The organism is Micrococcus sp. H39-S4 (assembly GCF_027158145.1).
Classification (GTDB): domain Bacteria; phylum Actinomycetota; class Actinomycetes; order Actinomycetales; family Micrococcaceae; genus Micrococcus; species Micrococcus luteus.
Window position 1 is genome coordinate 43840 of the sequence record NZ_JAPVLT010000011.1, and the last position, 16805, is coordinate 60644.

General features: G+C 68.7%; 15 protein-coding genes. 12 read left to right on the forward strand and 3 right to left on the reverse strand.

Going from position 1 to position 16805, the window contains the following annotated elements; translation table 11 throughout:
• The first annotated feature begins 90 nt into the window (after positions 1 to 90).
• The 3 genes from O3T09_RS10360 to O3T09_RS10370 all read left to right on the forward strand — a co-directional run bounded on the left by O3T09_RS10360 (position 91) and on the right by O3T09_RS10370 (position 2123).
• Entirely contained in the window at positions 91 to 387 is a 297-nt protein-coding gene (locus O3T09_RS10360; protein WP_069941626.1) for an ArsR/SmtB family transcription factor, read from the forward strand.
• A gap of 184 nt (positions 388 to 571) precedes the next feature.
• On the forward strand, positions 572 to 1495 hold the full coding sequence (locus tag O3T09_RS10365) for a ParA family protein (protein WP_061873039.1): 924 nt from the start codon (positions 572 to 574) through the stop codon (positions 1493 to 1495).
• Between the two features lies 1 nt (position 1496).
• Positions 1497 to 2123: a hypothetical protein gene (locus tag O3T09_RS10370; RefSeq protein ID WP_069941627.1), complete on the forward strand. Its 627-nt coding sequence runs from the start codon at positions 1497 to 1499 to the stop codon at positions 2121 to 2123.
• 18 nt (positions 2124 to 2141) lie between these two features.
• Here the strand turns inward: O3T09_RS10370 and O3T09_RS10375 are convergent, their stop codons facing one another.
• Together O3T09_RS10375 and O3T09_RS10380 are read right to left on the reverse strand one after the other, a co-directional pair.
• Complete coding sequence (locus tag O3T09_RS10375; RefSeq protein ID WP_069941628.1) at positions 2142 to 3047, reverse strand: replication protein RepA; 906 nt, start codon at positions 3045 to 3047, stop codon at positions 2142 to 2144.
• 398 nt (positions 3048 to 3445) lie between these two features.
• Positions 3446 to 4252, reverse strand: a complete 807-nt coding sequence (locus tag O3T09_RS10380) for a hypothetical protein (RefSeq protein ID WP_269295532.1) — start codon at positions 4250 to 4252, stop codon at positions 3446 to 3448.
• A 262-nt stretch (positions 4253 to 4514) separates the two neighbouring features.
• On the opposite strand from O3T09_RS10380, the gene O3T09_RS10385 reads away from it, so the two are divergent.
• From O3T09_RS10385 to O3T09_RS10420, 8 genes are read left to right on the forward strand one after another with little or no spacing between them, the layout of a single operon-like run.
• Complete coding sequence (locus O3T09_RS10385) at positions 4515 to 4742, forward strand: hypothetical protein (RefSeq protein WP_031943872.1); 228 nt, start codon at positions 4515 to 4517, stop codon at positions 4740 to 4742.
• A complete protein-coding gene (locus O3T09_RS10390) occupies positions 4739 to 5842 on the forward strand; it encodes a conjugal transfer protein (protein WP_049159503.1) in 1104 nt (367 codons plus the stop codon). The genes O3T09_RS10385 and O3T09_RS10390 overlap by 4 nt, the downstream gene beginning before the upstream one ends.
• A 26-nt stretch (positions 5843 to 5868) precedes the next feature.
• Positions 5869 to 6138, forward strand: coding sequence for a hypothetical protein (locus tag O3T09_RS10395; protein ID WP_049159501.1), 270 nt, complete (start codon positions 5869 to 5871; stop codon positions 6136 to 6138).
• A gap of 17 nt (positions 6139 to 6155) precedes the next feature.
• Positions 6156 to 6671, forward strand: coding sequence for a hypothetical protein (locus tag O3T09_RS10400; protein ID WP_049159498.1), 516 nt, complete (start codon positions 6156 to 6158; stop codon positions 6669 to 6671).
• Positions 6668 to 9223, forward strand: coding sequence for an ATP-binding protein (locus O3T09_RS10405; RefSeq protein WP_049159496.1), 2556 nt, complete (start codon positions 6668 to 6670; stop codon positions 9221 to 9223). Before O3T09_RS10400 ends, O3T09_RS10405 begins: the two co-directional genes overlap by 4 nt.
• The gene (locus O3T09_RS10410) at positions 9220 to 11166 is read left to right on the forward strand and encodes a hypothetical protein (protein WP_269295533.1); all 1947 of its coding nucleotides are present in this window, start codon (positions 9220 to 9222) and stop codon (positions 11164 to 11166) included. Before O3T09_RS10405 ends, O3T09_RS10410 begins: the two co-directional genes overlap by 4 nt.
• The gene (locus O3T09_RS10415) at positions 11163 to 12929 is read left to right on the forward strand and encodes a peptidoglycan DD-metalloendopeptidase family protein (protein WP_069941854.1); all 1767 of its coding nucleotides are present in this window, start codon (positions 11163 to 11165) and stop codon (positions 12927 to 12929) included. Before O3T09_RS10410 ends, O3T09_RS10415 begins: the two co-directional genes overlap by 4 nt.
• Positions 12926 to 13711 carry a hypothetical protein gene (locus O3T09_RS10420; protein ID WP_069941853.1) on the forward strand — a complete coding sequence of 262 codons (786 nt, stop codon included), beginning with the start codon at positions 12926 to 12928 and terminating at the stop codon, positions 13709 to 13711. Before O3T09_RS10415 ends, O3T09_RS10420 begins: the two co-directional genes overlap by 4 nt.
• Positions 13712 to 14377: 666 nt before the next feature.
• Here O3T09_RS10420 and O3T09_RS10425 read toward each other — a convergent pair.
• On the reverse strand, positions 14378 to 15316 hold the full coding sequence (locus tag O3T09_RS10425; protein ID WP_127435182.1) for an AbiTii domain-containing protein: 939 nt from the start codon (positions 15314 to 15316) through the stop codon (positions 14378 to 14380).
• 189 nt (positions 15317 to 15505) lie between these two features.
• Between O3T09_RS10425 and O3T09_RS10430 the strand changes: the two genes are divergently transcribed.
• Positions 15506 to 16671 (forward strand): IS3 family transposase gene (locus tag O3T09_RS10430; protein WP_127435183.1). Its coding sequence is split into 2 segments (ribosomal slippage): positions 15506 to 15790 and positions 15793 to 16671, totalling 1164 coding nucleotides; the frame shifts between segments, so codons are not numbered across the junction.
• Positions 16672 to 16805: the final 134 nt, after the last annotated feature.

The window sequence follows — 16805 nt, forward strand, 5'->3', positions numbered from 1 at the left end:
GCCAGCCGTAATGGCAGGTTGCTTGGTCCTTCACCAGACATAAAGCCCGGACCGCCCCCTCATGTCCCTCTGTACGGTAGACATTTCTGCATGAGCGCCCCCGCATCCCCCCTCGACACGGCCGTCGTCGCGTTCAACTCCACGCTGCGCATGCGCATCCTCGTGTTGATCGCCCGCTCCCCCGGCCTCGGCGCCCACGACCTCGCCACGTCCCTGGACATCCCCCGCGCAACCCTCTCCCTGAACCTGCGCACCCTCGAGGAGGCCGGCCTGCTGACCTCCAGCGACACCTCCGAAGCGCGCCGGGGCCGACGCCTGACCTACCGCCTCAACCGGGAGGCCTACAGCGCGATGATCGAGGCCCTGGGCGCGATCGTCGAGCGGTGACCTCATGCCATACCGGCACCACATTAGGAGTGCCGTTCATGCCATAACACCGCCGTATGCGGGCCAGTCCCCAACCGTCCGCTACACCAGTTGCATGCCATAACACTTCGGGAAATCTCTCGGTATTTCCCGAGAGATGCAGTAGGCTGAAGGAGTCAGATCACAGGGAACCTAGGAGGTCCTCATGTCCACCCCTGCGCGCTCATACGCCATCCCAGGCGTCCTGGCGGTCGCCAACGGCAAGGGCGGTACCGGCAAGACGTCGCTGGTCGCCAACCTCTCCGGTCTGGCCGCGGCCGCCGGCATCCGCACCCTCACCATCGACCTGGATCCCCAGGGCAACCTCTCCCCCGACCTCGGTCTAGAGAAGTCGGACGGAATCGAGCTGCGTCGAGCCCTCGAAGATGGGGCGCCGCTGCCGATCTCCACGGATCCCATGCGCCCAGGCCTGGGCGTCGTTCGCGGCGGCCCTCGTTTGGCCGACATCATCAGCCTGCTGGTGGCACGCGGCTACGACGCCCCGCCCCTCGGGGCTCTTCTGCACCGGAGCCTGAGCCAGGTCATGGAGGAGTGGGACCTGGTCGTCATCGACACGCCCCCGGGAGACCGCGCCCTGGTCGAGGCCGCCTTCAGTGTCGCCGAGGGCGTGGTCATCGTCTCCAAGACGGATCTGCGCTCCCTCGACGGCGTCGCTGTGACGGCCGAGCGCTTCCAGGCCGTTCACGAGACCACGAACCCCGACGTGCAGCTGTTGGGCCTGGCGCTGTTCGACGTGGAGGCGCGCGCCGTGAAGATCGAGCGAGAGGCCCGCCAGGCGCTCGAGCAGATGCTCCAGGGGCTGGCCTTCGACGAGGCCGTCTTCACCGCCCGTATTCGGCACGCCGCCGGCGCCGCCCAGGACCTGCGCAAGAGCGGACGTCTGGTGCACGAGCTCGAGAGCGATGTGGCCCGCGCTCACCGAGAGCGCTTCGCGCGCATCAAGGCCGGTGAAGCCTCGACCTTCCATGCGTCGACCATGGATGGCCTGGCAGGGGACTACGCCGCACTGGCCCAGGAGATTCTGGGACGCCTGAGCGCCCTGGGCCAGGACGAGGAGGAGGATGCCTGAGATGGAGACCCCCAATCGAGCAGACGGACTCGGCGCTGTGTTCAACGCGCGTGGCCGGGGCAAGAAGAAGCCGACGGAGAAGGTCGACTCTGTGCCATACGCCATGCCAGAAACCACACCAGATGTCACACCGGAATCCACGCAGGACACCACACCGGAAACGGTGCCTGTCGCCACGCGGGAGACCGCACCGGAACTGATGCCAGACGTGAGGCGCTCGGTCCCGCAGGAAGGCGCGCAGGTGGTCGAGCTGGACCGTGTGGACGTCCCCGAAGAGGAAGAGCTGGTCGTGCGCAACACGGCCGTCTACCTCCCCGTCCCGGTCCTGGATCGGTTGCGGACCGCGGCCGCCAAGCGGCATCGGACCTACACGGACCTGCTGATCGACGCGTTCGACGAGCTCAGCGACGATCAGCTCTTGGCGGCCTGCGGGCACAAGCCGCGTGCGGACGGGGGGATGCCGCGTGGGCGCCGAGGTGCCGCGCGCGGCCAGGGGGGCGTGCAGGTGCAGCTGCGCCTGGATCAGGAGCAGCGGGGTTGGCTGGATGAGCAGGTGGCCCGTCTAGGCGCCCCCTCCCGGAGCGCCATGGTCGCCTCGGTGTACGACGCCTGGCTGCCGAAGAGCTGAGCCCCCCTGCGTGGTGTATCAGCCCACGCGCAGGTGCCGGGGGCGCTGGTGGGCTGCCTGCGGGACGTGGGTGGCGGAGGGGTGCAGGCGCAGGCCGGAGTCCACCACGGCCACCTTCGCCTGGGGGTAGATCAGCTTCACGGGCTCGAGGTTCTTCAAGAAGGCGGCCTTGAACTGGCGCGGCTGAGCGTACTGGGCGCCGAACTGGGTCTCCAGCTGGCGCCAGGAGACGGTGGTGGTGCGCTGGAGCGTGGACATCCTGTAGGAGAGCCAGACGTAGAGGTCCATGCGCATGGGGGAGCCGCCCAGGGCTGCCAGGGCGGAGGAGAGGACCGGGACGGGGGAGCGCATGACCTCCTCGAAGTAGGGCTCGCTGAGCTCGATGCGCGCGTGGTCGGCCCCACGCTGGTACGTGAGCTCGTAGCGGTGGGCCACGTGCATGTTCTGGCCGCTGAGGGTGCGCCGGCCGGGCGTCTCGCTGCTGGTCTCGATGATGATCGAGGTCGTGCTGAGCCGGTGGAGCTGGTCCATCACACGGCGCTGATTCGCCCCGGAGGGGTAGGTGCCGACGCTGGAGAGGAACGCGCGCAGGGAGGGGCCGGGGTCCAGGTGGCGGGAGCGGGTGCGCACGGCCTCGGTGGACATCCAGGTGAGCAGGGAGCGGGCCAGGACGCCGAAGGGGAAGCCAGCCGGGCCGGGGGAGAGCGTCAGGGTGGTGTCTCCGTTGCGTCGGCTCCAGTGGGGGACCGTGGCTCCGGGGTCGCGGTAGGGCAGGCTCAGCTGGGCCCAGATGCGGGTGGAGAAGGCGACCTCGCCGGGGTTCTGCTCGATCTCCTCGCTGAGCTCGAGCAGCCGCAGGCGCCTGGGCGAGAGGGCCGGGCGCGTGGCCGCGTCGATGGAGGTGATGTCCGGCGTGTGGTTCATGGCTGAGGTGACCTTTCGGACCCGATGACGGGTGGGCGTGGAGGGGACGGAGCGGGTGTGGAGAACTGCGGTCGCCGGGGAGTTATCCACGTGCATCTTGTGACGGGGGCTCATAGTCGGCGGAGTGGACGCAGATTGGGGGCGAAATCGGCGGGATCAAGCCGATCGCGTGTGTGCATCTTGTGACGGTGTGCCGGTCGGGCCGGAGGTTATCCACGTGCATCTTGTGACGGCCAGTGTGTGCATCTTGTGACAGCCACCCCGTCAGAATCGGCATGATTGCAACGATTTTGGAAGGTCCCCATGTAGTAAAACCACATGTATTCCTCCTGTAGTGGGGGGCGGTTTCGCTGTGCATCCGTGGATAGCCGTTCGGTGAGGTGGTCGCGGTCTGGGGTTCAGGCGGCCGGGGCCTGCTCCATGAGGGCCGCGTAGTCGGGAGCCAGCCCGCTGCGCTCCAGGGCGTAGTCCTTCACGGCCTGGGTCAGGCGAGTGCGCAGGACGTTGATGCGCTTGCACAGGCCGCGGCCGCTGTAGCCGTACTCGTCGCTCAGGGCTGCGCGCTCGGCCTCGTCGGCCAGCTGGTAGCGCAGGAAGACCGCGGCATCGCGGCTGGAGAAGACGGCGTTGTCTCGAGCCCAGGCGATCAGGGCGCACAGGTCCCGGGTGGCACGGCCGTTGTCGGCGGCCTCATCGTCGGCCGGCTCCTCGGCCAGCTGCGGCAGCCAGGAGGGCAGGGCCTCGACGTCGGACTGGCCGTCGTAGAGCTTGCGCTCGAGCAGGGAGTCCTTGAGCACGTCCATGGCGAGGTTGCCGATGCACGAGCCAGCCCGGTGCAGGGAGGGCCGGCGGATCCACTTCCACGCTGCGGCGATGACGGCGGCGGAGACCTCCTCGCGGGCGGAGTGGTCTCCGTGCATGGTGGCCATGCGCATGCGGGTGTGACGGCCGGCGATCAGGGTGAAGCGAGGCAGCATCAGCTGGAGGACGGCGCGGGCGCAGTCCTCGTCGCCGACCGCGGCCTGCTCGAGCAGGCCGCGCATGATCTGCTCGCGGACCTCCACGGTGCTGCGGGCCACCGTCTGGACGAGCTCGATGCCGGTCTGAGCGCCGTGAGGCCAGGGGTGGGAGGTCTCGGCGTAGCGCACGGCCCACTCGGCGTTCAGGCGGTCGATCACGGTCGGGGCGTAGGTGGTGGTGCTCATCGGACTCGGTCCCTCCATCAGTGGTGTCCGGGCGTCCCGGACGGGTCACTGACCAGCCAAACGAGCAGGTCGGGAAACGAATCTGGATCTGGATCTGGATCTGCCGATCGTCTGGATTTCCAGAACCTGGACCGCAGGAGATCGGCGTAATCATGCGGATGTGGGGGAGGGGCGGAGAAAAAGTTCCCGCACGGGAGGGACATCGGTTCCCGCGGGCGGCCTTTAGTCCGGTGAGAGATCGCCCGTCCAAGGAGCCCCCGTGATGTCCGAGCAGACCCCCGAGATCGTGACCGATGAGCAGCTGGCCAGCTTCGTGCGTGAGGGCCAGACCATGCGGGAGGCCGAGGCCGTCCTGGAGGCGGGTCTGGCGGACCTGTGTGCGCGGCCGTTCGACCAGGCCAGCCAGGAGGAGATGCGTCGCCTCCTGGACTCCGACCAGCTGCGCGAGGCCACCCTCATCGCCCGGCGGATGGGAGGGCAGGATCGGTGAAACTGCTCTCTCGCAAGAAGAAGACCGAGCCCGCCGCAGAGGCGCCGGAGCAGAACAGCCCGACGCCGGCCAAGTCCAAGGTGAACAGCCTGGCCTCCCGGGTCCTGCTCTACGGGTTCTACGGGGCGATGGTGCTGTGCCTGGGCCTGTCCGGCCTGGCCGTCGTCCTGGCCGCCTCGACGGCATCCCAGCCGGCGCCGACGGTGGAGGTGCCCGACACGTCCACAGCCGAGGGCGTGGCGACCTCCTACGTTTCGGCGTGGCTGCGTGCCACCCGCGATGACCAGAGCCTGCTGGAGCCCTACATCGGTGGCACGAAGATCCCCCAGCTGCCCGTGGAGCCACTGGGCGTGCGCGACGTCGCCGTGGCCGGCGTCCAGCGCGGCCAGGACCCGAGCATCACCTCCGTGACCGTCGCCGCCCACGTGGAGCAGCGCTCCGGGGCGCCGAGCACCCCGGGCGCTCCGCAGGCGGCGGATGCGACGGAGAGCCTGTCCCTGGTGGAGCAGGCAACCGCCTCGTCGACGTCCTCCGCCTCGCCGTCTCCCTCGCCGTCTTCGGCCAGTCCGTCTCCGGCGGCTGGGGCCACCACCAAGCCGGTCCCCTACACGCTGCGGTACTACCAGGTGGCCGTCCACGAGCAGGCCCCCGGCCAGTTGCAGGTCATCGGCTACCCCACCCCGGTGCCGGGGCCGGCTCATGGAGACCCCGTCACCCTGAACTACTCCCAGCGGGTCGGCCCGGACACCGACCTGGGAAAGATGCTCGACGGCTTCCTCCAGGCCTACGGCGCCGGCCGCTCGGATGTCTCCCGCTTCCTGGCCCCCGGCTACAAGCTCGCCGCCATCGACCCCGCCCCCTACACCCGCCTGTTCATCCAGGAGATCCGCACCGACCAGGCCCTGGACTCCGTCCAGCCTGGCACCCCGGTGCGCGCCCTGATCCAGGCGGAGGCAGAGCTGCCCGATGAGCGCAACTCGCGTATGGGCGTGACGGTGCCGGTCACCGTGACCTTCCGCGACGGCCGATGGGAGGTGACCTCCCTCGACCCGGCCCCCCTGATCGACACCTCAGCCCCTCAGTCCACACCGACCCACTGACCCCTCATCTCTGAAAGGGAGACCTCGTGAACGTCTTCACCCCGTACCTCCACTCTTCCCTCACGCTCGGCGCCAACTTCTTCACCTCGATCAACAACCTGATCTCCCAGGCCCAGACCGTGCTCAACACGCTGATCATCTTCCTGGGCGTGGTGATCTTCCTGATCGGCTCGGCCCGCGGCAAGTGGACCCTGCCGGCGATCCTGCTCTCCGCTCTGGCCGGCGGCCTGTTCATCTGGGGCGGCGTGGCCGGCGTCCAGTGGGCCGCGGACTCCGCCGGCACGACCATCAAGTGATCGGCCAGGAGTAAGCCATGACCGAGACCGGACGGTTCTACAGCAGCATCCGCCGCATCCCCACCACGCTCTACCGGCTGCCCGACGGCACCCGCGTGCCCGGGGGCCCCTACACGCTCGTGCAGGGCGTGGGCGGGGCGATCACGGTGGCGCTGCTGTGGGCCGTCCGGGGGTCCTGGTCCACCGGCTTCGACCTGTTCGATTTCGCCGGCGCCCTGGCCGCTGGCTTGGCGGTCACCTGGCTGCTGCGCTTCGCCCCGGACAACCTCCACGAGCTGGGCCTGGTCATCACCGGAGCCTTCCTGGCCTGGTCCAAGCCCCCGCACGGGCATTACCGCGGCGAGACGTTCGCCCCCAAGAAGGCTCCCGCAGGGATGCCCGAGAAGCCCTCCAGTCCCACCGCTCCCACCCGCGCGCCGGCCACCGACGAACCGCAGGGCGAGCCCGCGCCGACGTACCGGCCGATGGGCACCTCCTCCGTGGCACGCCTCCTCCAGCAGAGCACGACCGAGAACAAGGACACCCAGCGATGAAGAACTCCCTCCTGTACCTGCGCGAGAACCTCATGTGGACCTCCACGGGCACGGTGTGGGCGATGTGGCGCGTGCACGGGCTGCCCTACGGCTTCGGCAAGGGCGAGCACAAGGAGCGGGCCATGCTCGCCCACCAGGCCCTCTTCCAGGGCCTGCGCGGGGAGGCCATGCTCATGGGCCTGTGCGCCGAGCTCGACCCCGCCGCCGTCGTCGAGCGCATGCTCGACGGTGTCGACCTGGAGCAGTGCCCCAACTACCTCGAGGAGGTCGAGCTCTCTTTGGACGAGCTCGAGACGATCCCCGTGGGCGAGCGAGCCTACTGGCTGGCCGTGCCGCTGCCGTCCAAGTCGATCACCGACCGCCTCCAGACCCTGATCCGCTCCGTCGACGGCAAGCTGCGCGAGCAGCTGGCCCTGCCCACCTGGCGACCCACGGAGGCGGAGATCCAGGCTCTGGGGCGCACGGCCGAGCACATCGGCCGGGCCATCCCCGCCGCCTTCAAGGCCGTCCCCTCCTCTCCGGCCGAGGTCGCCTGGATCTACGCCCACTCCCAGAGCCGGGGCCTGGGATCGGATCCCACTGCGCCCGCCGGCGGGGAGGACGTGCAGGCTTTCACCTCCGGGGCGAGCCTTCCCGAGCCGCTCGTGGACGAGGGCGGCCAGTCCGACGTCAGCGCCAAGGAACGGCTGAACCCCTTCGGCCGCCGGTACGTGAAGATCGCCTCCGAGACCACGGCAGGCCAGGCCTCGTACCAGGTGGTGATGGCCCTGACCGCCGGCCCCCGCGAGGGCTTCACCTTCCCCGACGACGAGTACGTCTCCTACATCGACTCCCTCAGCGTCAACGCGGACTGGATCATGCGCATGAACGTGCTGCCGGCCAAGCGCGCCGCCGCACGGAACAAGCGTGCCGAGGAGAAGCTCAACGAGGAGTACAACCAGCAGGAGGGCGACTCCCACGCGATCACCGGCGGATCAACCCGCCTGGACGCGATCGCCGAGGACCTCAAGGCCTACCACGCCGCACTGAACTCCTCGGAGGCCGAGGTCTCCGTCGACGTCGCGGTGATGTTCATCGTCGGCGCCGAGACCCCCGAACAGGCCCAGGACCAGGCCCAGATGATCCAGGCGGCCTACTCGGCCCGCGACTTCAAGGTGATCACGCCCCTGGGCTACCAGGAGTCGCTTTGGTGGGCGTGCCTGCCAGGCACGCCGGCCTCCTCCGTGGTGAAGAAGCTCGAGCTGCTGGTCACCGGCCGGCACCTGGCCTTCGGCGTGCCCCTGGTGACCGACGCGCTGGGCACCCGCACCGGATTCCGGCTGGGCACGAACATCTCCTCCTCGCGCCGCAGCCCGGTGTTCATGAACATCGGCGGCCTCATGGAGGCCGACATGTCCGGCTCGTTCGCCGTCACCGGCGAGAACGGCTCCGGCAAGTCCACCCTGCTGAAGATCGTGGCCGGCAACGTCTTCGACCGCGGAGGCCAGATCGTGGCCATCGACCGCTCCGACAACACCGAGTGGGCGGCCCTGGGTCGACTGCTCACCGAGCGCGAAGGCTCCCAGCCCACCGTCGTCGAGCTCGGCGACACCCGCTGGTCGATCGACCCCCTGCGCCTGTTCCCGGGCAAGGTCGCCGCGCGCGTGACCCGCTCCCTGGTCTCCGTGCTGCTGGGCTTCGGCTCGAACTCCGCCGAGGGCCGGCTGCTCGGCCAGCTGCTGCACCCCGACTACGCGGAGGAGCATCAGATCACCTCCATGGGGTCCCTGGTAGCCCACCTGCTCTCCGGCCAGGGCTTGGCGGGGGAGGAGCCGGAACAGACCCGCGCGATCGCGTTCGGCCTCCAGAACGTGCAGTCCACCGAGTTCGGGCCCCTGCTCTTCGACGAGTCCCTGCCGACCCTGGACCTGTCCTCGCGCTTCCTCACCTTCTGCACCCGCGGCGTGGAGCTGCCCCGACGCCACGAGCTGGAGTCCGCCGCGCTGAAGGCGGAGCTGCCGGTGGAGAAGGTCATCGGCCGCGCCCTCTATGCCCTGATCGTGGCCATCAGCCGCGTCGTGCTCTACGCCGACGACTCCATCGAGTCGCTGATGATCGTCGACGAGGCCCACCACGCCACCGGCTCCCCGGAGACCGAGCTGGAGCTGTCCAACGTGGTCCGCTACGGCCGCAAGCACAAGGCCGCCGTGGCGTTGGGCTCGCATGACGCGTCAACGGACTTCGGATCCCAGCAGCTCCAGGCGCTGATCCCCGTGCGCATCGTCTGCCGTTCCCGCGACTCCAAGATGGCCCAGCGCAACCTCGACTGGATGGCCGACATGGGGCAGGACGAGTGGGTCGAGCTGGTCACCTCCGGGCTCTCCCCCCTGGACGACAACGAGGAGGTGGCCCCCGAGCGCCGCGGTGAGGCGCTGATGCGTGACGCCTACGGAAACGTCGCCAAGATCAAGGTGCTTCCTCCGCTCTCGCCGGCCCGCTTCAAGGCCGTGATGAGCTCCCCGCCCAAGCGCGGAGCCTCCACCGAGACCGCCAAGGAGCTGGTGCACGCATGAGCGCACGCGGATGGATGCGACGAGCCGGCGTCAGCGCTGCCGTGTTGCTGACCATGCTCTGGGCCGCCCCGGCCGCCTCTGCGGCCCCGGCAGCCCCGGCGCAGTCGGGGGTGATGGGCCTGGAGGAGTGGTCCCAGCAGATCACCGACTCCTCCGGTGTGCCCATCTCCAAGTACGAGGCACTGCCCCTGGACCACGGCGCCGGAGGCATCGACATCAACCCCGCCCGCGACGCGCTGGTCTCCGTGCTCGACCTCTTCTGGGGCCTGCACTACATGTGCGTGACCACGTGCATGTGGCTGCTGCACACCCTGCTCAGCTTCCAGTGGGTCTCCTGGTTCTCCGGCCCGATGGAGGTCCTCGGCCAGAACTTCGGGCAGCTGGTCGCGCAGATCCACTGGATCCCGCTGGCGGCAATGATCTCCGGCACGACCATCGGCCTGCTGTTCTTCATGCGCAAGCGCGGCGCGGCCTGGGGGGAGATGTTCGTCTCCGTGATGATGGTCGTGGTCGCCACGAACATCGCGCTGAACCCGGTCGCCTACATCACCGGCCCGGACGGCGTCCTCCAGACCTCCCAGCAGACCGCGGCGCAGATCGCCGTGGAGGCCACCGGCGGCAAGGGCGCGATGGACGGCGGCGCGGACGCCTCCTCGGCCCTGGGCCAGTCCGTGATGGCCGACCTGACGGACGCGATGCTGCGCGGCCCCTCCCAGGCCGTCGCCTTCGGCCAGTTGCTCGAGGGCAGCTGCGCCAGCACCTTCACCGAGACGATGAAGGCCGCGGACCCCATGGACGTGAAGTCCAAGTCCGTGATGGACCCGGTCAAGGGGTGCAGCGAGTCGGCCAAGAGCTGGTCCGAGTCGACCTCCTTCACCAAGGTCGCCCCCATGCTCATGACCAACCTGGGCTCGGCAGCCTTCGCCGTGCTCGTGGCCACCATGGCGGTGGTGCTGTTCCTGGCCGTGCTCACCGCCCTGTTCTACGGGGTCTACCAGGTGCTGGCCGTGATGATCTCGATCGTGCCGGGTACCTCCCGCAAGGAGTTCTTCGGCGCGTTCGTCGGCGTGATCGCCTGCGGCGTGGTCATCGTGGCCGCGATCGTGCTCGTGGCCGTGTCCCTGCGCCTGGTGGCCAACATGTTGCTGGCCACCGCAGCCCTCGGTGTGACCCTCCAGATGCTGTTGCTGGTGCTCATGCTGATCGCGCTGATCTGGCTGGTGCTGCGCGTGCGTCACGGGATCATGAAGAAGGGCGACCAGACCGCCCGCTGGCTCTCGCGCTTGGGCGCCGGCCAGGAGAAGAAGTCCAGCGTGCCGATGAAGTCGCTGGTGGGCATGGCCGGCACGGCCCTGGGCGGCTACAAGTTCGGCCGCCTCGGTCTGGCCAAGGGCGGCGGCCAGGACGGGCCTGCGCGCTCTCGGCCGACCGGCGGCGGCGCCGGCCCCTCGGGCGGCTCCGATACGCCCAGCGGAGGACCGCGCCGGCCGGATCCCCGCGGCCCCCAGGTCTTCGGCCGTGCCGCGCGCGCCGACGGCGGCAGCGGGCCTGCGCGCCGGCGCCGTCCGGGCGGGCAGCTGCCCCCGGCTCCGCTGGTGCGTGCCGTCGGCGTCGGGGCGGCCGCCATCGGTGGTCCGATGGGTGGGGCGGTCAACGTCGTTGCCCAGGGCGCGGCCTGGTCCATCGAGCGCCAGAACCGCAAGGAGCTCACCGGCCCCGGCAAGCCCCAGCGGGTGCCTCGCCAGTCCCGGATCACGGTGGGCAGCGACGGCAAGGCCACCGTGACCCCTCGCCGGCCCGAGGTCGTCGAGGGCACCGTCGTGGATTCGAGCCAGGGCCCCCAGCAGCCCCCGCGGCGGCCGCGGGCGCACAGCACGGAGGCCACCCAGCGGATGCGCGAGCGCCTCCGGGCCGCCCAGGGCCCGCGGGGGCAGCACGCATGAAGCGCCGCGCCGTCTTCATCGGGGCCGGCGCCGTGGTGGCCGTCGTCGCCTTCGTGGTGGTGCTGATCCTGCTGATCATCCTGATGATCGGTGGCGCCCAGCAGAAGCTGAAGATGCAGCAGTCCTCCCTCTCCTGTGTCGTGGGGGGCCTGACCGCCGCGGACGGGTCCCTGGCCATCCCGCTGATGGGCCGGGTCACCTCCGACTACGGGCCGCGTCCGAACCCCTTCGGGCCCGGGTACATCCCCCCGGGCTACACGAGCGAGGCGCCCTTGCTTTTCCACGGCGGCGTGGACATCGGCGGCATCCCCGAGGGCACCCCCATCAACGCCGTCATGGGCGGCACGGTCATCGGCACCAACATGGAGGGTGAAGAGGGCGGCAACATCCTCAAGATCGACTCGGGCAACGGGATCGAGTGGCGCTATGTCCACATCGCCAACGGCACCACCGTGGTCAAGCCCGGCCAGCAGGTGAAGGCCGGGGACCACCTGGCCGGAGCCGGCGAGACCGGCGTGGCCACGGGCGTGCACCTGCACCTGATGCTCTACGTCAACGGCGAGCGGTCCAACCCGCAGACCTGGCTGGCCGAGCGCGGCCTGATCCTGGAGAAGGGCCAGATGCCCCGGCTGACCTCTCCGGCCGGCGGCGATGCCGCGGGGGCGGCGTCCTCGAGCTCGGCAGCAGCCTCCTCAAGTTCGGCTCCCTCGGCCACGCTGGCCAGCGGATCCTCGCCCGCGGGCGCCGCCGCCTCGGACGGGCAGCCCCCCAAGGTCAACGGGCCGGTGCGGATCACCTTGCCCGAGGGCAGCGAGTGGACGCTCTCCCCGGAACAGGTGGAGAACGCGGCCCTGATCGTCGGGGTGGCGCGCGAGCTCAACATCTCGGACAAGGGGATCCAGGTGGCGCTGATGACCGGGCTCCAGGAGACCATGCTCCAGAACATGGCGAACCCGACCCTGCCGGAGTCCATGAACTTCCCGCACCAGAAGACCGGCACCAACAAGGACTCGGTCAACGTCTTCCAGCAGCGCACCGTGGCCGGCTGGGGAAGCGTGCCGGAGCTGATGAACCCCGAGTACGCCGCACGAGCGTTCTTCGGCGGCCCAACCGGCCCGAACAAGGGCATGCCCCCGGGCCTGCTGGACATCCCCGGTTGGGAGGGCATGGCCCCCGGGTCGGCTGCCCAGGCCGTACAGAACTCGCGCCACCCCGACGAGTACAACAAGTGGGAGAACGCGGCGAACCAGATCCTGGGCCAGGTCACCGGCACCACCCCCATGATGTGCCAGGGCGCCGGCGGGGCTGCGGCCGCAGCCAGCGCCACCTCCAGCACCGCCCCCGAGGGCAACCACGCCCTGGACGAGGACACCAAGCGCCTGGAAATCCCGGCCGACTTCTCGCGCTCGAAGATCGTCTCCCGCGCCGAAGCCGGCATCGGCGGCACCTACACCTACGGCGCCGCGGACTTCCGATCCTGGGATGCCACCGGGCTGGTCTCACGCGTCTACCAGGACAACGGGATCGACATGCCCCGCCAGGCCCCGTGGACCGTGGGCAAGCGCACCGAGACCCCGCAGCCCGGCGACATCGTCGCCCAGAAGTGGGACCCCACCCGCGGGCGGTGGGAGCACGTGGGCATCTACGTCGGCGACGGCATGATGATCTCCGCGATCAACGAGTCCGCCGGCACCCGCAAGCACCCGGTCACCCAGACCGGCACCGACACCGTCTACTTCGACGTGATCCAGGAGAAGAAGTGAGCCGCACGGACACCACCCGCCACCCCCAGGAGCCCCAGCCCCGCACGGGGCGGGCCTGGCCCTTCCTGGTCGGCGCTCTCGCCGCGGCAGGCGCCGGCGCGTGGCTGCTCACCGGCGCCCCCGGCGAGCAGGCGCCGGAGGCGCCGGCCCCCACCCCCGCGGCGGCCGCGAGCTCGACGGCCGGGGCCTGGCCTCAGTCGTCGGCCAGCACCGTCCCGGCCAGCGCTGCGAGTCAGGAAACGAATCGGGAAACGACCCCCTCCACGGGGCCGTCGAAATCTGGAAACGCCCAGGTCAGCCCGTCATCGGTCAGTGCGGCGCGCAGCTCCCAGATGGAGGTGGAGAAGGCCGCCCAGGAGCGAGCCGTGCAGGGTCTGGACCCCGACGCCCGCAAGCGTGCCGAGGACGTGGCCAGCCGGTTTGCGCAGGCCATGAACGCGCGCACGTGGCAGACCAGCCGGCAGCAGTGGCGGGAGGCGCTGGCGCCCACGGTGAGCCCTGAGCTGCTGAAGACGCTCGACGTCGATCGGGATTGGGAATCCGACGCCCAGCACCGCTTCGTACAGGCCAAGGCCAGCACGTCGGTGCAGGTGCTCGAGTCGCGCGCGCAGACCGTTCAGGGCGAGCGCGTCGACGTCGCGCTCATGGTGGCCACCGAGACCACCGGCGAGGACCCCTGGGTCACCGCGCCGCGGACCGAGCGCCCCATGACCGTCGTCGTGGACACCACTCAGAACCGGGTTGTTGAGCAGATCGACATGACCCCGCACGGCGGCCTCTGAGACGCCCCCGGCCGGGCCCTACGACACGTAGACCAGCGGCTGCGACATCTTCACGCGAGCTCCCCAGCGGGAAGCCGTGCCATACGAGCACCAGCGACCGGCGAGCATCCAAGGAGCACCGAAGGTAGACGGGAGCCAGAGCGCAGCCGTGCGCGGGCGAGCAGACCGGGAGCAGGCAGCCAGGGGCCCGGCGGAAACCAAGCCGCACGAGGGCCAGAGGGAGGGGAGTCTGCCGCCACTGCCCGGCCACAGATCCACGGGAACCTCGAGGTAGGCCCGCCAGATCCAGGCCAGCGAGCCGCCCCTGATCCACGCCCCAGAGACCCCCTCTGGGCCTGGATCAGAGGCGGCTCCTGTAGAGATGCAGCGAAGATTTCACACGACGCGCGGCCAAGAGTTCACAAACACGCGCCACACGTTCGTCTCTGCAAAGTAGGCCGAGCTGGAGATGAGTGAAGAAGGGCATCCAGGACGGGGCCGTGCGAATTCGCCTGGGTGCGTAGAAGGCGCCTCCAGACTGGAGCCGCGGTACTTCCTGCGGGTCGCACGAGCGCATCCACGCCCACTCCGAACACTCTGCATGTCTAAGAGTTGCTACTGGATCGCCATCTGCCACGTCCGGCGGCAGGGTGTCCTAGTAGGCGATCAGTGGGGGCCGTGCTCCTCTCACCAGGGAAACGTGCCGCCCAAGAACTGGGTCAGTAGTGCAGTGAGGCCACTCACGGCAGCTTGGCCGGAAGCTTCGGCGGCCCCGTCGCGCAATTTTGTCAGAAACGAGCGTGTGGACTCACCGACCGTATTGCCGTCCTCATCGAGAGCTTGTCGAAGATCTGCAACCTGATCGGGCTCGAGAAGCTTGGCGGCAGCATCCAAAAGTCCCTCACGATCTCCAGGAGTCACGCGAGCGTCAATTGCAACTGAGGCGGCGCCGTCAACCTGCCCTTGTGAGACCACCGATGCCCGGTCGCCATAGATGTTTTGGGTGATGATTTGAAGAGAGACGCTGCGTGCTTCTCCCCGTGTGCCCTCCGCATCCTTGCCGACATCGCCCACTGATGGATCAATGGCTTCGAGCTCCAACAGCAGCTCTAGGGCAGAGGTGCGCACACGATCGACGATGCCCTCCAGATGCGTCCGGGGCAGGACTCTGCAGGCCGATGCGAGCTCCATCATCTCAACTCTGGGCGCTTTGCCTTCATTGCCGAGGCGACGGAACTCATCGACCCAAATGAGAGGAAGGCTAAGCTCCGGTGAGTTCTCCCGGTCTCGGGTCAGGGCGCTGACCTCCGCCACGGGCTGGCGTAGGAAGTCTGCTTCTGCGGGTACTCGTAATGACTCTGGGATGTCCGAACGACTGAGTGACTGACGCAACGAGGCGCCCATCGGACCATGGAATGTGAGCCTGTATGGAGCGAAGAGAGTTGAGCGATAGTTCGGAGGTTTAACGTCTGGTGACCCGTACCCCTGAAGCTCGCCCTTCACCCATTCCACCATAGGGTCGGACTGGATTCGCTTTGCCACTACCAGACATTGCCGCAATGCGTGTTCGATCTGCACATTCGGATCTGACAAGGTCTCAATTGCGCGAGTGATAGTGAAAGTCATCAGAAAAAGCACCAATCGGTGTGGCGGACGTGGCAGACGGTGGCACGTGGACAGTCCTAGAACTTTTCGTGAAACGGTCGCATATGGGCAAGGCTGAGGCTTCAAGAGGCTTGCGAGGGCGGGACTGCTGCACGGATAGGTGACATCTGATCTGTGACGCTGTGAGGCGTTGCTGGAAGGATGAACACCGTGCCCAAGCACTATCCCCAGGAGTTCCGCGACGACGTCGTGCGCGTCGTCCGCGATCGTGAACCTGGCCAGACCATCAAGCAGATCGCCGCGGACTTCGGCATTGCCGAGTCCTGCCTGCGCAACTGGATGCGCCGGGCGGACGTGGAAGAGGGCTCCACACCCGGAACGAGCGCCGCCGAGCACGCCGAGCTCCGGGAGGCCAAGAAGCGCATCCGGCTGCTGGAGCAGGAGAACGAGGTTCTGCGCCGGGCGGCGGCCTATCTGTCCCAGGCGCACCTGCCGGGAAAATGAAATACCCGCTCGTCCGTGAGCTGGCCGCCGACGGGATCCCCGTCACGGTGACGTGCCGGGTCCTCAAGCTCGCCCGCCAGCCCTACTACCGCTGGCTCGCCACCCCGGTCACCGACGCCGAACTGGCCGAGGCGTACCTGGCCAACGCGTTGTTCGACGCCCATCGCGACGACCCCGAGTTCGGCTACCGGTTCCTGGCCGATGCGGCCCGAGACGCCGGCCACGCCGCGTGTGACCGGACGATGTGGCGGGTGTGCTCGGCCAACGGCTGGTGGAGCGCGTTCGGCAAGAAGCGCGGCAAGAACGGCAAGAAGCCGGGCCCACCGGTCCACGACGATCTGGTGAAACGCGATTTCACCGCCGACGCCCCGAACGAACTCTGGTTGGCCGACATCACCGAACACCGCACCGGTCAAGGCAAGCTCTACCTGTGCGCGGTCAAGGACGTGTACTCCAACCGGATCGTGGGCTACTCGATCAGCGACCGGATGAAGTCGCGCCTGGCCGTGAATGCGCTAAACAATGCCGTGGCCAGACGCACCGAGGTGGCCGGCTGTATTCTGCACACAGACCGCGGATCGCAATTTCGGTCCAGGAAATTCGTCCGCGCCCTGCACCACCACGACATGGTCGGTTCGATGGGCAAGGTCGGTGCCGCCGGTGACAACGCGGCCATGGAGAGCTTCTTCGCGCTGCTGCAGAAGAACGTCCTGGACCGTCGCACCTGGGCCACTCGCCAGGAGCTGCGGATCGCGATCGTCACCTGGATTGAGCGGACCTACCACCGCCGGCGCAGGCAGACAGCCCTGGGCCGATTGACTCCCGTTGAATACGAGACCATCATGACCGCACCGGCCGCTCAGGCAGCCTGACCCACCCTGTCACCTATCCGTGCAGCAGTCCCGGCCTTCTATCGAGCCGCAGACCTCTGACGGGGCCGCAGAGGCCAAACCATGACTGTCTCGCTCGTCAGTTTTCCAGTCTCTGCCTCCCCGGGACGCTCGAT

Excerpts from the sequence above, each read along its gene's own strand:
- O3T09_RS10415 (WP_069941854.1), top strand. The coding sequence starts at position 11,163 with ATGAAGCGCCGCGCCGTCTTCATCGGGGCCGGCGCCGTGGTGGCCGTC.
- O3T09_RS10370 (WP_069941627.1), top strand. The coding sequence starts at position 1,497 with ATGGAGACCCCCAATCGAGCAGACGGACTCGGCGCTGTGTTCAACGCG.
- O3T09_RS10365 (WP_061873039.1), top strand. The coding sequence starts at position 572 with ATGTCCACCCCTGCGCGCTCATACGCCATCCCAGGCGTCCTGGCGGTC.
- O3T09_RS10385 (WP_031943872.1), top strand. The coding sequence starts at position 4,515 with ATGTCCGAGCAGACCCCCGAGATCGTGACCGATGAGCAGCTGGCCAGC.
- O3T09_RS10360 (WP_069941626.1), top strand. The coding sequence starts at position 91 with ATGAGCGCCCCCGCATCCCCCCTCGACACGGCCGTCGTCGCGTTCAAC.
- O3T09_RS10405 (WP_049159496.1), top strand. The coding sequence starts at position 6,668 with ATGAAGAACTCCCTCCTGTACCTGCGCGAGAACCTCATGTGGACCTCC.
- O3T09_RS10410 (WP_269295533.1), top strand. The coding sequence starts at position 9,220 with ATGAGCGCACGCGGATGGATGCGACGAGCCGGCGTCAGCGCTGCCGTG.
- O3T09_RS10400 (WP_049159498.1), top strand. The coding sequence starts at position 6,156 with ATGACCGAGACCGGACGGTTCTACAGCAGCATCCGCCGCATCCCCACC.
- O3T09_RS10375 (WP_069941628.1), bottom strand. The coding sequence starts at position 3,047 with ATGAACCACACGCCGGACATCACCTCCATCGACGCGGCCACGCGCCCG.
- O3T09_RS10380 (WP_269295532.1), bottom strand. The coding sequence starts at position 4,252 with ATGAGCACCACCACCTACGCCCCGACCGTGATCGACCGCCTGAACGCC.
- O3T09_RS10425 (WP_127435182.1), bottom strand. The coding sequence starts at position 15,316 with ATGACTTTCACTATCACTCGCGCAATTGAGACCTTGTCAGATCCGAAT.